General features: G+C 65.5%; 16 protein-coding genes and 1 pseudogene. 15 read left to right on the forward strand and 2 right to left on the reverse strand.

Going from position 1 to position 12,910, the window contains the following annotated elements; all coding sequences use genetic code 11:
* The first annotated feature begins 32 nt into the window (after positions 1-32).
* From ACMTAK_RS33795 to ACMTAK_RS33835, 9 genes and pseudogenes are all read left to right on the forward strand, one after another.
* Positions 33-251 carry a transposase gene (locus tag ACMTAK_RS33795; protein WP_413813078.1) on the forward strand — a complete coding sequence of 73 codons (219 nt, stop codon included), beginning with the start codon at positions 33-35 and terminating at the stop codon, positions 249-251.
* A pseudogene (locus ACMTAK_RS33800) lies at positions 244-364 on the forward strand (IS5/IS1182 family transposase); the annotation flags it as partial. The gene ACMTAK_RS33795 and the pseudogene ACMTAK_RS33800, both read left to right, overlap by 8 nt.
* Positions 365-664: 300 nt before the next feature.
* Entirely contained in the window at positions 665-1,777 is a 1,113-nt protein-coding gene (locus ACMTAK_RS33805; protein ID WP_413809666.1) for a hypothetical protein, read from the forward strand.
* Between the two features lie 238 nt (positions 1,778-2,015).
* Complete coding sequence (locus ACMTAK_RS33810; RefSeq protein WP_413809667.1) at positions 2,016-2,624, forward strand: hypothetical protein; 609 nt, start codon at positions 2,016-2,018, stop codon at positions 2,622-2,624.
* Between the two features lie 101 nt (positions 2,625-2,725).
* Positions 2,726-3,142 carry a head decoration protein gene (locus tag ACMTAK_RS33815; protein ID WP_413809668.1) on the forward strand — a complete coding sequence of 139 codons (417 nt, stop codon included), beginning with the start codon at positions 2,726-2,728 and terminating at the stop codon, positions 3,140-3,142.
* Positions 3,143-3,156: 14 nt separating this feature from the next.
* Entirely contained in the window at positions 3,157-4,206 is a 1,050-nt protein-coding gene (locus ACMTAK_RS33820; protein WP_413809669.1) for a major capsid protein, read from the forward strand.
* Complete coding sequence (locus ACMTAK_RS33825) at positions 4,206-4,493, forward strand: hypothetical protein (RefSeq protein ID WP_413809670.1); 288 nt, start codon at positions 4,206-4,208, stop codon at positions 4,491-4,493. Before ACMTAK_RS33820 ends, ACMTAK_RS33825 begins: the two co-directional genes overlap by 1 nt.
* Before the next feature lie 66 nt (positions 4,494-4,559).
* Entirely contained in the window at positions 4,560-4,889 is a 330-nt protein-coding gene (locus ACMTAK_RS33830) for a hypothetical protein (protein ID WP_413809671.1), read from the forward strand.
* Positions 4,890-5,025: 136 nt separating this feature from the next.
* On the forward strand, positions 5,026-6,039 hold the full coding sequence (locus ACMTAK_RS33835) for an NAD-dependent epimerase/dehydratase family protein (protein WP_413809672.1): 1,014 nt from the start codon (positions 5,026-5,028) through the stop codon (positions 6,037-6,039).
* On the opposite strand, the gene ACMTAK_RS33840 is transcribed toward ACMTAK_RS33835, so the two are convergent.
* On the reverse strand, positions 6,040-7,359 hold the full coding sequence (locus ACMTAK_RS33840) for a tetratricopeptide repeat protein (protein WP_413809673.1): 1,320 nt from the start codon (positions 7,357-7,359) through the stop codon (positions 6,040-6,042). It lies immediately after the preceding gene.
* Positions 7,360-7,769: 410 nt separating this feature from the next.
* Between ACMTAK_RS33840 and ACMTAK_RS33845 the strand changes: the two genes are divergently transcribed.
* On the forward strand, positions 7,770-8,267 hold the full coding sequence (locus ACMTAK_RS33845; protein WP_413809674.1) for a hypothetical protein: 498 nt from the start codon (positions 7,770-7,772) through the stop codon (positions 8,265-8,267).
* 347 nt (positions 8,268-8,614) lie between these two features.
* Here ACMTAK_RS33845 and ACMTAK_RS33850 read toward each other — a convergent pair whose 3' ends face one another.
* Positions 8,615-9,043 (reverse strand): hypothetical protein, encoded by a 429-nt coding sequence (locus tag ACMTAK_RS33850; protein WP_413809675.1) that lies wholly within the window; start codon positions 9,041-9,043, stop codon positions 8,615-8,617.
* 1,036 nt (positions 9,044-10,079) lie between these two features.
* Here ACMTAK_RS33850 and ACMTAK_RS33855 point away from each other — a divergent pair.
* The 5 genes from ACMTAK_RS33855 to ACMTAK_RS33875 all read left to right on the forward strand — a co-directional run bounded on the left by ACMTAK_RS33855 (position 10,080) and on the right by ACMTAK_RS33875 (position 12,902).
* On the forward strand, positions 10,080-10,325 hold the full coding sequence (locus ACMTAK_RS33855) for a helix-turn-helix domain-containing protein (protein ID WP_413809676.1): 246 nt from the start codon (positions 10,080-10,082) through the stop codon (positions 10,323-10,325).
* A gap of 47 nt (positions 10,326-10,372) precedes the next feature.
* Positions 10,373-11,161 carry a helix-turn-helix domain-containing protein gene (locus ACMTAK_RS33860; protein WP_413809677.1) on the forward strand — a complete coding sequence of 263 codons (789 nt, stop codon included), beginning with the start codon at positions 10,373-10,375 and terminating at the stop codon, positions 11,159-11,161.
* 135 nt (positions 11,162-11,296) lie between these two features.
* Positions 11,297-11,653, forward strand: a complete 357-nt coding sequence (locus ACMTAK_RS33865; protein WP_413809678.1) for a hypothetical protein — start codon at positions 11,297-11,299, stop codon at positions 11,651-11,653.
* A gap of 12 nt (positions 11,654-11,665) precedes the next feature.
* Positions 11,666-12,271, forward strand: coding sequence for a hypothetical protein (locus ACMTAK_RS33870; protein WP_413809679.1), 606 nt, complete (start codon positions 11,666-11,668; stop codon positions 12,269-12,271).
* Positions 12,272-12,713: 442 nt separating this feature from the next.
* Positions 12,714-12,902 carry an FxLD family lanthipeptide gene (locus ACMTAK_RS33875; protein ID WP_413809680.1) on the forward strand — a complete coding sequence of 63 codons (189 nt, stop codon included), beginning with the start codon at positions 12,714-12,716 and terminating at the stop codon, positions 12,900-12,902.
* Positions 12,903-12,910: the final 8 nt, after the last annotated feature.

Consider the following 12,910-nt stretch of genomic DNA (forward strand, 5'->3'; position numbering starts at 1 on the left):
TGCCCGATGCCTAGTGAAAGTTCGTTCGACCGCTGTTGCCAACCTCATTGCATGGGCGTAAGCGGCTGGGCGACCGGAGGGTTCTTAGCGGGATCGTGTGGAATTTCCGTACGGGTACGGCCTGGCGGGACGTGCTCGAGCGGTTCGGGTTGTGGGCCACGCTTCACACTCGGTTCTGGCGCTGGGCCAAGCACCTTCGAACGGATGCTCCGGGCCGCCCAAGTACAGGCGGACGGGGTCGGCGACCTTGAATGGCTGGTCCCGGTCGACTCCACCGTGGTGCGTGGCCATCAGCACGCCGCCGGGGTCCGAAGAAGGGGGCGCAGCCCCCCTCCGACGTTCCAGGGGCGGCCTGACCAGCAAGAATCGCCTCGCGGAGTTTCAACCGGCTCAAGCAATGGCGCGGTACCGCGACCCGGTACAACAAGACGCCCGAGTCCTACCAGACGGCCGTCACCCTCGCCTCGCTCCTGATGTGGGCGTAAGATGCCGCAACAACTCCTAAAAAGAACAGCGCGGTTGGCTGGAAGGCTGCGGACGGGCTTCAGTCGCTCCCCACCTTCTTGACCCAAGTTGAGTACTGTCGCAACAAGTTGACGAGCAATCTACGTGACTGGGGTGGCGTTACCACTTGCCTGGGCCGCAAATGCAGCTGTGAGGTGTGATGTCGGATTTCCCGCCCAAGACGACGCTCAGTCCGGCCGAACTCTCCGAACTGGTCGATTTCCTGGACGACTACACCACGAATATCCTCGGTGCCTTGAGCATGGGAATCGGGTCTCTCGCAAGCGTGTTGACTCCCTCGGCGGTGACGTGGCCGCATGCGTTCCCGAAGATCGACAGGTCGACAGCAGAGGAGATGGTGCCGGAGCTTCGGTCCTTGCGGAAGTCCGTCTACCACGCCGGGCGTGCCGCGCTCGATCTCCCAGACGACCTCGTGCGGGCAGCCGAGGTCGGGCGTCAAGTACTGGAGAAGCTGCACGGGGTCCCGGTGACGTTGTCCGGTGAGGAGCGTCGGCGGGTCCCGAGCGTCACCCAGCAGGGCGGACCGCCGAGTACCAACAACAGCGTGGTTGGTGGAACGCATCGGAACTTGATTCAAGCGGGCAGCATCGCTGGCGGCGTTCACGTGCACCCGACCGTGGGCGACGATGTCGGCGACCTGGAGAACCCGATCGTCGTCGGCGTGGAAATCCACCCGCGCGAGTGGCACGCGGACCTCGTCGTGGACGCCTCCCCGCCCCGTCCCATGGCGCCGAGCGGCAGCGTGTACGTAGTGACGCTACAGGCGCGGACCACGCGAGCGGTGATCCTGCACCGGGCCCGGTCCGTGATCGTTTCTCGCCGCCAACCACGACGGGCTTGCTATCGAGCCCACATTCGCGGCCCTCTGGAGCCGAGGAAGTTCTCCCTCGACCTTGAGGCGGGCCAACCGGAGTTAAGGCCCGAGGGGGTGGATTTTCCCCTGACGATCAGCTCCGTCGATCCGGAGCAACTCTGGATCGAGCCGGCGGTGGGTGCTGAAGAGGTCGGCTGGCGGCTGGAGATCGACTGGACCTGCCTCGATCATCACGGAACAGCCGTTATCGACTATGGCGGCGATCCGTTCGAGACGTATCCTCCTGAAGTCCTGTTCACGGAAGGGGGTGCGTCCTCCCGGCTCCGCACCGGCTGCAGTCTCATCCAACATGAGCCGGACTGCCCCGCGCTGCACCTGCCGCATGACGTTAAGCCGTCCGTCTACGGTCCTGTGGCGCCGCATCGGGCACACGGCTGACCTAGCGAGCGATCGAACGCCAGGCGTCGTGGGGTAGACGGAAGTTTGACGACAGGACTTAGTCGTCGGACGGTAAGCGGTAGTGCTGTCGGCGGCCATGGCTAGACTGATCGATAGCGCGGGGGTGCGCACCTGGAGGAGTTGTATGGTCCGGCCCCTGCCGCCGCGCCACCCTGTCGGTTTTCGCCGTGACGGGCGCCCGATCTTTCCGATTCTCGGTGCCTCGTCTGAGGACGAGGTGAACGAGCGCCTGGACGACGCCGAGGACGGCGGCCAGGAGCAGCAGGTCACCGTCACCCAGGACCGCTTGGGCAAGATGCTCACGCGGGAGAAGGCTCAGGGGGAACGTGCTGCGATCAAGCGGCTGCTCTCGACTCTGGGGTTCGATACGCCGAAGGCCCTGACGGAGTTCGTCACCGTGCAGCGGGAGGCTGAGCAGGCCGCGCTGTCGGAGGTCGAGCGACGGGAGCAGGCCGCTGCCGAACGGGAGCTGCAAGCCGCACGCCGTGAGGAACTGGCCGCCGAACGGGAGAGCGCGGCGATCCGCCGAGCGGCGCTGGTGGCGCTGGGTGCGGAAGGCGACGACCTCACCGACGCTGAGCGGCTACTGGCCGTCGATGACGAGGACGCCGACGAGGCGCAGATACACGCGGCGGCCGAGGCCCTACGTTCCAGACGGCCGGAGCTGTTCGGCGAGGTGCGCCGCTCGGTACCGGCGGCCCCGGCGGGCGCTCCGGCCGGACGAGGTCCCTCGCGGACAGCGTTGCCGCAGAAGCCGGGTGCGGCCGGGCTGGAGATGGCCCAGCGCCGTGGCCTGATCCCGGAGTTCAGCGACGTCGCGAGCTGACCGGTAGCACGTACAGGGGACCACGCCCCTTCTCCCCGTGGACGGCACTGCCCTGGAGGGCGGTGTGCGGAAGCTGACCGCATCGTCCATGGAGACAGAGCATGTCCATTCAGCCTGTTGAGTCCTCGCAGTACCTGACCGCCAACCGGGAGTGGCTGGCGTCGCTGCACGGCACCGACCAGACCGACACGATCACCCTCGACCTGACGCTGTTCACCGAAGGGGTGCACTACGAGTGCGGGGATGGCTGCGACCCGTACGGCCGGGTCTTCTCGGGAGTGCCGGTCGGCAAGGTCGCCGAGTCGGGCCTGTACGGGCCGTATGACCCGGAGGCGCACTGCGGGCGTCAGGTGTTGCGCGGCTTCGTGATCGCCGAGGCGCCGTTCGCGCCGGGGCAGACACGGGTTCCGGCCGCGCTGCTGTGGCACGGGGTGGTTAAGGCGTCCAAGGTGCCCGGTGGTATCGACTTGTCGCAGCTGACGTGGCACCCGCGGGCCGCGCTGATCCGGTTCGTGTGAGTGGGGCCTGACCTGTGTCGATTCAGGACCTGCTGAAAGACGTGGGCGTTGTCGATCTGACAGCGTTCGCGCGGGCGATCCCTTCTCCGAAGGACTTCCTCCTGACACAGAAGATCTTCCCGACGCTGGTGCTGCGGGAGGTCAAGTGGCGGGTGAAGGACTCGGGCCGGTACGTGAACGTGGCGAAGTACCGGGCGTTCAACGCGAGCGTGCCGTTCGCCACCCGTGAGGCGTGGCAGACCTCCCGTGAGGGGGCGCTGCCCGCGCTGGGCCAGAAGCTGATGGTCTCCGAACAGGAACAGATCCTCCTGGAAGCCTCGCACGGCTCGGACCAGGATCGGCTCATCGAGTTGCTGTACGACGACGTCGAGCGGCACGTCGAGGCGATCCAGTCACGTCTGGAAATGGCCGCCGGCGACGTGCTGGCGGATGGGAGGTTCTCGCTGGTGCAGGAGAACGGGCTGACGCTGGAGGTCGACTGGAACGTCCCCGCGGCGAACATGCCGGTCGCGCAACGGCCATGGTGGGACCCGGAGTCGGACCCGATCGCGGACGAGCTGCGGTGGATCCAGCACCTGGACGACGTCGGCGCGCCGGAGCCGGAGCTGGTGGTCACCAGCCGGAAGGCGTTCTCGTACCTGGCGGCGAACAACGCCTACCGGGCGGCGTACTACGGCAGCGTAAACCCGTCGACGACGCCGACGGCGACGCTCACGCCGCAGCAGATCAACGTGGTGCGCGGTAACTACTCGCTGCCGCCGATCACCTTCTACAAGGTGCAGGTGCGGGTGGACGGCAAGCCACGCAAGGTGCTGCCGGAAGACCTGTGGTGCCTGATCCCCCCAGACCGGGAGAAGTGGGCGCAGACCCAGATCGGTGTGACGGCCGAGGCGCTGGTGCTCTCGCGTGGCACGAACCCGGAGATCATCCGCGAGGACGCGCCGGGCATCATCATCACCCGCGGGGTCCAGGACGACCCGGTGCAGATCTACACCAAGGGCGCGGCGGTCGGCATGCCGGTCATGCACACCCCGGACGCGCACATCGTGGCGAAGGTCCTGTGATGCCAGTGCTTCGACTGAAAGCCGCCGTGTACGTGCAGGACCCGGCCACGCGCGAGGAGCTGATCCTCCTGCCCGGCGAGGAACCCGAACCCCGCCTCGCCGCCCTGGTAACAAATCGCGACGCATGGGAGGTCCCGCCCGAGGACGGCGGGCCGGAACCGATCGCAGTCGGCGAGCCGGACCCGACCGCAGAGAAGACGGTCCAGCCGGAGCCCGAGGAGGTCGGCGGGGGCAGTGCGAAGAAGTCGCCGCCTCGCCGCGCTCGGTCTGCTTCGGCGTCGTCGTGACCTTCGGCCCGCCACTGGGAACGCCTCGGTGGCGGGCCACTCCCGTACAAGAGGAAGGGCAGGCTGGTGGATGAGTTCCAGCGGTCGTGGCTGCTGGCGCAGCTCGGACCGAACACGGACCCGGCTGACCTGGAGCGCCGGTTCTTCCGGCTGCGGTCGGTTCGGGCGGTGGCGCTGGAGGTGTTGGGAGAGCGGAGAGCCAAGCTGCTTGGCGACCCGCTGAAGGTCACCGTCGATGGCGTCGTGACCATGGATCTGCAAGAGAACTTGCGCGGCATCGAGCGGCAGATCGAAGCCGTAGGTCAGACTCCGGCTCCTGACGACCGTGAAGATGAGAGCGAGGAGGGGACTGCTCTTGCGACGTCGGTCATGATGCCGGCGCGCCGCTACCGGTAGATCAGTGCTGTTCAGGTGGAAGTCGGAGGGACGGAGGGAAGTATCGGCGGCTACCACGCATCCATGAGTTGATCGTTAGTGCACTGTTCTGTGGACGGTGCTATCCATTGCCGCGCCAGCTGGGCAAGATCAGCACATGAGGATTCTGGTCATTGGCGGAACGTGGTTCCTGGGCAAAGCCATCGTGCAGAGCGCCTTGTCGCAGGGGCACGAGGTCACCACCTTCAATCGTGGCCGGTCAGGGGCCGACGTGCCGGGCACTGAGGCCGTGCATGGCGACCGAACGGTGCGCGAAGATCTGCTGAAGTTGGCTCAGCGAGGTCCGTGGGACGCGGTGATCGACACATCCAGCTCGGAGCTTCCCCCGCGTGACGTGCTCTTGTCCGCAACGTCTTTGGCGCGCCAGGCCCGACGCTGGGTGCACATTTCCACCGTGTCCGTGTACCAGGGGTGGCCGCACGAGGCGCTGACTGAAGGGTCGCCGCTGCTTAAGTGCCCCGCCGATGCCGATGAGTCATTCGGCTACACGGGCGCGGACGGGAGCCCCACCAAGTACGGCTTTCAGAAGGCCGGTGGGGAGCGCGCCGTGGTGCAAGTTTTCGGCGATGCTGCTGTGTTCCTGCGGCCCGGCGTGATCTTGGGTCCTGGGGAGTACATCGGCCGCCTGCCCTGGTGGCTGGAGCGCGCCAAGCGGGGCGGGAGCATCCTGGCGCCCGCCCCGGCCGAGCAGCGAATTCAGCCTGTTGACGTCCGTGACGTCGCGGACTTTGCGCTGCGCCAGGCCGCCGGTTCGGTCAGCGGGGGCTTCAATGTGACTCACCCGGACGGCATCGCATTCAGTGACTTCCTCCACCAGTGCCTGCACGCAACCGGGGGTGACGGCACGCCCGTGTGGGTTGAGCCCACTGTGTTGGCCAAGCACGGTGTGAAGCAGTGGACTGAGATGCCGCTGTGGCGAACGCACGCCGGAGTGTGGGCGGTGGATTCTCAGCGTGCCGTGGAAGCTGGGTTGCGTTGTCGACCGATCGCCGAATCCGTGCGCGATACGTGGCAGTGGTGGGCCGCCGACGGGCGTCCCGTGGACCACCCGCGGTGGGCAGAACACGGGATCGCGCCGGAGAAGGAGGCGAGGATTCTCGCCGCGCTTTGATCAGGCTTCGACAGCCAGCTGGTGGTTCCCGAGTTGGTAGGGCGCCGATGCGCGGGTGAAGTCCTCGATGCGCTCGCGGAGCTGCGTGGGTAGATGAGCTCCGTGGAAAGCGGGCTGGGACAGGTAGCGACGGACCTGGGCGGCGCGTACCAAGATGCCCGTGATGCGGTGGTCCCCGGGGATGGCCCAGATGGGCTCAAGGGCCTCAGCTGCGCCATCGACGTCTCCCGAGATGAGACGCGCCAGTGCAAGGTCGGCGGCCGCACTGCCGAGGACATGCGTGGCCCGGCTTGTGGGGTCTTTCTCCGAGAGCAGCGCCAGTGCCCGGCGGGCCGTGGCCTCGGCTTGTGCTCCGTTGCCGATCAGGAGTGCTGTTGAACTGTTGGACATGGCCAGCCGTTCATCGGGGAAGCCGAACTCGCCGCCTACTCCGTCGTGCAGGTCGTCACGGTCGCCAAGGCCCGTGTCCTCGGACTGTCGGATCGCCCGCTGCGCAGATTCCACGTCGCCCAGGTGCCCGAGGGCGCGGGCCTGAATGGCCAGGAGACGGCGCTTTGCGACGTCACCGAGCCCGCCATGCGACAGAGCATTACGGGCTTTGACGATAGCCTCCGTTGGCTCGCCGGCGTGGTAGGCGATATACGCGAGAGAGCCGTCCGCAAAGGCTTGTAGTGGGGCGAACCGCGCGCTCTCTCCGTACAGTGCGGCCGTACGCGCCAATCGCCTGGCTCCGGAGAGAGAGCCGAGGTTGAAGGCGGCGGCCGAAAGCAAGGCCACTGCTTGGCCGCACAAGATCAGTAGCTCTTGCTGCTGGGCTGGAATCTGCGTGCGATCGCGGTGCCGCTCTGCTTCCTGCCGAAGTTCCTCAGCCTGCCTGAACACGGTGAGTGCAGGGCGGGCGTGGTACTCCTGTGCGAGAGTTCCTATCCTATCGCGGAGCTGGTCGATGGTGGTGTTGGAAATCGACGCCGTGGCGGTGCTGTCAGCGTCTTCGTGGGCTTCACGTGCTGTCATGAGGATCTGCTCTTCCAGGTCGAACGCGGGTACCTGGGGGTTTGTCGCAGGTGGGGGTCCGAATAGGGCTTCGACGTCGTATCCGGGGAACATCGCCTCAAGGACGAGGCAGGTGTCGGCGGTCGGTAAGCCCTTCAGCTTCCCAGCCGTCCAACGCCTGAACTGTGTCTCACCACAGGTCGGATTGCTTGTTCCCTTCTTGACGACCTTGTCGGCTGTTTCATTGAACTGCGTTTCGAAGGTGGCGTAGGTCATCCGTCGTTGAGTGACCAGCAGCTTCAGCAGCGTCCTCGGTGTTTCGTTCATGCCACCCCCAGTAGATGCGCCGCAGTGCTGCGGCGCTCCTGCGGATCAATCCCTCCTGGTGAAGGGGATACCGCGCGCTCGTTCTCCTGCAACCAGGGTTGTTGAGAAGCCACGCCAAAGCTACTGGTAGGCCACCTCGCTCACCCGGAAGAACCTCAAAGGCCACCTCCTAAGTCATGGTGAGGCCACCCCGAGCAGGAGCAACCTGGGCCCCTCATCGCTCAGAGTGCTCGATCAACCACGAACATGGGAATCAGGGAGTCTTCCGTGAAGCCGCAGATCCAGCGTGCAGCTCGCCACCGACGCGGCCTGATGGAGCTCGGGAACGGACGGAAACGCATGGTGGCGGATGGCGGTAACGACGCTAAGCCCCTCCTCCGCCAGTGTGCCTCAGTTCGGAGGCCACATTGATGACGACCTATGTGTGGCCCCCCAAGTCCCGTGATGGGTGTGCCTTGGTACATGCGTACACGGACGTGCTCGGCTGGCCCTTATTCGTTGGCACAGAACCGGTGCTGCCCGGCGAGGTTGAAGACGCCTTCGTCCACAATCCCAGCACCGTGGTGCTGGCTGCCTGCGCTGAGTTCGACGCCGTGTCCGTCCCGCGCAAAGCCGCTGCGGAGGCGCTCGTCAGGCTCGACAGGAAAGGGAAGGTCGTGCCCTGCCTCCTGCACGGCGACACGGGCACGTTTTTGGCCGCGCGCGGTACCGGACCCTGTGCCTCCACGCTCCCCAGCGTTCAGGTCACGACTGGCCGGGATGCGCGGATCATCCTGCCGCCGACCATCGGGGCCCGCTGGGACACTCCGCCTTGGCACCCCACCGAACGGGCCCCACTGGAACTGCCCAACGCCCGTGTCCTTCGCTCCTTCCTTGGTGAAGGACTGCGTTTCTATGGGCTCGGCTAGATGGGGGCCAGGCCGTGATGGTGGTGACCACGACGCCCGTGGAAGCAGGAGCGGTTGGGCTGATCACGCGAGCCAGACCCTTGTACCTCGCGGAGCTGCTCGACATATGCCGGGAGGTACTCGGCCACGTCCGTCAGGCGGGCTGGTACGCCCGATGGCCTGGTACATCAGTGCCGCTTCCCGACCGTGTCAACCAGACGCACGTCTGGTGAGGGCCGCCGCCCCTGCTCCAACTGCCAGGAAGGGAGGGGCGGCGGCAAAACCAGGCGTGACGTGGACCCATTACTCCCTCTTCGGCACCTACTTCCCGTTCCCCCGCGGAGTCACAAGGCCGCCGAAGAGGGGCTCTACTCGCAAAGCACATTCCGAAGGGATTGAACATGCGTCGGGATCAGCACCTTTCCCCCGCCGGCGGGATGCTGCCGGTCAACTCCAGTGCTGTCCTTCGGTGTCCACGACCGCGCCAGTACTTCGCGGGCACCGTGCGCGTGCCGTACATCGCTGCGTGGACAGGCGAGAATGCGCTCCCGGCTGTGATCACGACGCGACACGGTCGTGGCGGTATGGGGATCGGTTACGCAGACGAATACGGCATCGCCGACCGTCGCCGGGGCGTGCTGTGGATCAGGGTGCCGGTCAAGCACGGGGTTGGCGCGCCACTGCTCGGGCGTGTGCACGCCTTGCGTCAGAGGCAGGCGATGAATCACATGCTGTGTCAGTTCTGCGGCAGACCCACTGATGACCGGCCAGATGGGCGGTATCTCTTCTTGCTGCACGCGGCCAGCGGCAAGTCGATCGCAGATGGGGAGAGGACCGCCACGCCACCTGTGTGTGATGGCTGTGCCGTTGAGGTGTGGGGCCGTCCTTCCGTGCGGAGGGAGTGTGCAGCGGTGTGGGTGGAGGAGGCCACAGCCTGGGGTGTGGCCGGGATTGTGTACGCGCCAGAAGCCCTCAGGCCGGTGCCCAACGGGGACGGCGAGCCGTTCACGCTCCTGCCGTACGACGACCCGCGGCTGCCTTGGACACTCGCCTGTCGCGAGGTTGTCGCGCTCCACGGCTGCGCGGCCGTGGAAACCTTGACGATCTGGCGGAGCACACCGCCGCCTGAGCCGTCGATCCCCATGTCAGCGCACCAATACGTGTCGAAACCGGAAGGGTCATGGTGACCAGGCAACAGCGCCAATCGCCGGGCCGTTTGAGGCTGTCTGCTCGCGAGCGCGAAGCCCTCCAGCTCACAGCGAGCGGTATGACGCCGGCTGAAGCAGCCGCGCAGATGGGCGTGTGTACCTCCAGGGTGAACGACTGCCTGCGGTACGCCTCGGCCAAACTCCACTCGCCCGAGCGGCCGGGTGCCGTACACCGGGCCTACCTGCTGGGGGAAATCCCCCCGCCTGAGCACACAAACGACGGTGTGGGCCTCGTGCTCAGTACGGGGCAGCACGAAGTTCTCCGCGGCTTGGCGGGCGGCCAGGATCTGGGATGGATCGCTGCGAACAGCGGGGCGCATGTGGACGTCGTGCGTAGGGATATGCGTGCACTGATGGCGCTGATGGACGCCAGAACCACGATGCATCTTATTCGCCGTGGGTGGGAGCTCGGCCTGCTCGGACCGACACGGAAGGAATTGTCCAGTCCCTCGCCTGTCCGGAGTCCTGGGTGAACTCCGGACGGGACTTGCCGGTCAGTGACTCATGGGCAGTTCGCCATCGGCTCTCAGAGCCTCGCCTCAGCTGCTCATCCATCACGATCGCAGCCGGAGTCTCTTCGGCGACCGTCATTAAGTACGAGCCAGCGTCTTTTAGGAATTCAGCCATGACTGCCAAGTTGGAAGACCTTCCTCGTGTGCCGCGAGGGAAACGGCTTATGGGGAAGGACCGCGAAAGTTTCCGCGAGAGCGTTAGTAACGTCTATGAGAGTGACCCCGACGTGAGTATTCGGGATATAAAAGATGTCACAGGGCGCTCGTTCGGATTTATTCGCAAGATACTCATTGAAGCGGGTGTAGAGCTGCGCTCACGCGGCAGGTCGAACCGCAAACCGGGAGCAATGCGATCATAAGGTCGCGTGCACTCCGTGCGCTCGAATGGCTGGCCTGTCGAGGGGAGATGGTGACGATTACTGCTCCGGTTGTGGTGCAGAGCCGAGTCGGTGTGCTCAACAAGGCTTGTGCGATTCTCGCTGTGCTGGAAGAGGAGCCGGCGTGTCTTGGCACGGTGATTTCAGAAACTGGCCTGAAGCGTCCCACGGTGCATCGACTCGTTCTCGCTATGGAGAAGCTGGGCCTGCTTGAGGCCGACCAACAGGGGCGGTTCTTTGCCGGGCCGAGGCTGATCGGCCTGGCAATGGCGGCGCAACAGGCGGTCGCTGACCTTGAACTGCGGCAGGAACTCAGTGCACTGCGAGCCACAACCGGCGTACGGTCCGTCCGTCTTGAACGGCGTTGCGGCGATCAGCGGGTCTGCATCGCCGAGGACCATCGAATCAAGTCGTCGGCCAGTGGGCGCAATCGGTCCAGGGTGGTGGCGATGGGGGAAGACCCCGTATCACGTGTCTTCCTCGCACGGCGAGGGCTCAGCCAAGGTCACGCAGCATGGAGCGATGCCGCTGCGTGCTCCGGGACACGGTGTCGCGGCTGGGTGCAGGGTGTTGCCGACGGGGGCCTGGTTCTGGCGGTGGCGGTGGGAGGCGGCGATGGGGACCTGTCCGCTGTCCTGTCGCTGTCCAGCCCCTTGCAGCGGACACGCCGCGAAGCCTCGTACGGCCGCGAGGTGATCACGGTCGCGACGGAGGCTGCCGCCCGCATCTCTGACCGCCTCCGTGCCAAGGAGGCGACCGGTTTGGTCAAGGGGCTGGAGGACCGCGCCCGGGGAGTCGGACCACAGTCCGCCGAATAGACCCCGCTCGGGGCACCGGTCGACACCGCTCCCGGTGCCCCGAGCGGTATCACACTCCCAGCGCGGAATAGGTGGAGCACGACGTATTGCGCTGGGTTCATGTAAGAGATCAGGTACTCACACAAGGAGAGGTAAGTGACAGTCCTCGCTTCCGAGCCGCTGCTGGAGCAGCAGGCGAATCTGATGCGGCACCTGGCCGAGGTGCTCAAACAGCATGAGATCGGCGGGTCCTTCCGGCTCATGTTCGTACCGTCGGAGCTGGAGATCTCCGATGACGAGGTCCTGGTCCAGGCCGTGAATCAGGAGAAGCGCGTGGTCGAGATTCGTCCTCGCGCGCTGACCGAACTCAGTACGGGCGACGTCCTTCATGCAATGCAGGTCATCGATCCCACTGACGAATCGCTCACCGCCCGTGGCCCGGGACCTTTTGGGAAGGACTGCAAGGTGTCGCTCAGGCTGAATGGATCCAGGGGACACCTGTACGCGACTTAGGAGCATGGGTCGGTGGACACTCATTCGCACCACGAAGTGGCCTTCAGCTTCCTCGCCCGCCTTGGCGCGGTAATGTGGCCAAGGCTCATGGCAAGCCAGCCCGTACACGTCCAGCAGGTATTTGATACTGCGTGGATCGAGAGCGTGCCTCTGCCTTTGGCGGAACAGAAGGCGGCAGGTCAGACAGTTGCGCTAGTCGATGGCATGGACTTCCACCGTAAGGTGGATCAGGATGCGATTGACCGTGCTTATCGGGAGCGGCAACGTACTCGGGTCTACGAGAGCCTGGACGTTCGCAGTGACGGATGGTTCAGCGTTGTCACGCACCGACTGACCGCGTTGATAGGTCGCTGTGTGGTCTGTACCGCCTATGAGTCACATGCTGGAGACCGAAATCTCGGCGCACACGATGATGAATGGCTCGGCGTGATCACCCAAATGTGGGGTGCGAAACGCTGGCTTGTCTGGCCGGAGACAACTGGTGCACCCGAGGAGATAGTCACCAGGGCTGGAGATGTGCTGATCCTGCCGCAAGGGGTGAAGCATGAGGTGAACACCCCAGGATCCCCTGGCTATTCGGTGCATCTGGTGTTCGCCATCACGGACGAACCGGTGTGACACTTCCAAGGCAAGGTGGCCGCTAGCACCCCGTGGGCGCCGACAGATAGGTCGCCCCGGCCGAGCCCTGGCTGGCCGGGGCGACCGACAGAAGCCCTCTCGCGGCAAATCCGACCGAGTGTCAGCAGCGCACTCACCTCGCAAAATTCCTTTCTCGCTCCCATAGAGAAACCCCCAATGGGCTGTGGGGCGGTTTTCCACAACCAGTCACTACGAAAGGTGTGGTTCGCACGGTGAGGGGCCGGCCGGCCCCAGCACCCCAGCCGACGACTGCGGTCGTGGCTGCACACCCAAGGCGGGCCATCGCGGCCCGTGAACGACGGTGAACACGGTGTTTGCGCACCCGGCTGATGTCGATGACGGCAGCCGGGTGCGGGGGCCCCGTGCTCCCCTGCTCGCGCGTCGCGCAAGCAGTATCGCCCAGTATCTCGGAGGTACTGAGATGAGCGTTCCGATAGCCGAGCCAGCCGCCCAGGCCATCAAGCCGACCACCGTCACCCTCCCGTTCTCGGATGAGGACTGGGAGCTCGAGGTTTCGATTACGGACGCCCCGCATCCTGTGGCGTCGGACTCCTGCGACACCAGCGACGGTTGCGAGTCGTCGTGCGCTTCCTCCTGCACTAGCGACTGATCGACGCC

This window comes from Streptomyces lacaronensis, from assembly GCF_047337785.1.
Taxonomy (GTDB): Bacteria; Actinomycetota; Actinomycetes; order Streptomycetales; family Streptomycetaceae; genus Streptomyces; species Streptomyces lycopersici.

Excerpts from the sequence above, each read along its gene's own strand:
- ACMTAK_RS33805 (WP_413809666.1), top strand. The coding sequence starts at position 665 with ATGTCGGATTTCCCGCCCAAGACGACGCTCAGTCCGGCCGAACTCTCC.
- ACMTAK_RS33815 (WP_413809668.1), top strand. The coding sequence starts at position 2,726 with ATGTCCATTCAGCCTGTTGAGTCCTCGCAGTACCTGACCGCCAACCGG.
- ACMTAK_RS33825 (WP_413809670.1), top strand. The coding sequence starts at position 4,206 with ATGCCAGTGCTTCGACTGAAAGCCGCCGTGTACGTGCAGGACCCGGCC.
- ACMTAK_RS33835 (WP_413809672.1), top strand. The coding sequence starts at position 5,026 with ATGAGGATTCTGGTCATTGGCGGAACGTGGTTCCTGGGCAAAGCCATC.
- ACMTAK_RS33840 (WP_413809673.1), bottom strand. The coding sequence starts at position 7,359 with ATGAACGAAACACCGAGGACGCTGCTGAAGCTGCTGGTCACTCAACGA.
- ACMTAK_RS33845 (WP_413809674.1), top strand. The coding sequence starts at position 7,770 with ATGACGACCTATGTGTGGCCCCCCAAGTCCCGTGATGGGTGTGCCTTG.
- ACMTAK_RS33855 (WP_413809676.1), top strand. The coding sequence starts at position 10,080 with ATGACTGCCAAGTTGGAAGACCTTCCTCGTGTGCCGCGAGGGAAACGG.
- ACMTAK_RS33860 (WP_413809677.1), top strand. The coding sequence starts at position 10,373 with ATGGTGACGATTACTGCTCCGGTTGTGGTGCAGAGCCGAGTCGGTGTG.
- ACMTAK_RS33875 (WP_413809680.1), top strand. The coding sequence starts at position 12,714 with ATGAGCGTTCCGATAGCCGAGCCAGCCGCCCAGGCCATCAAGCCGACC.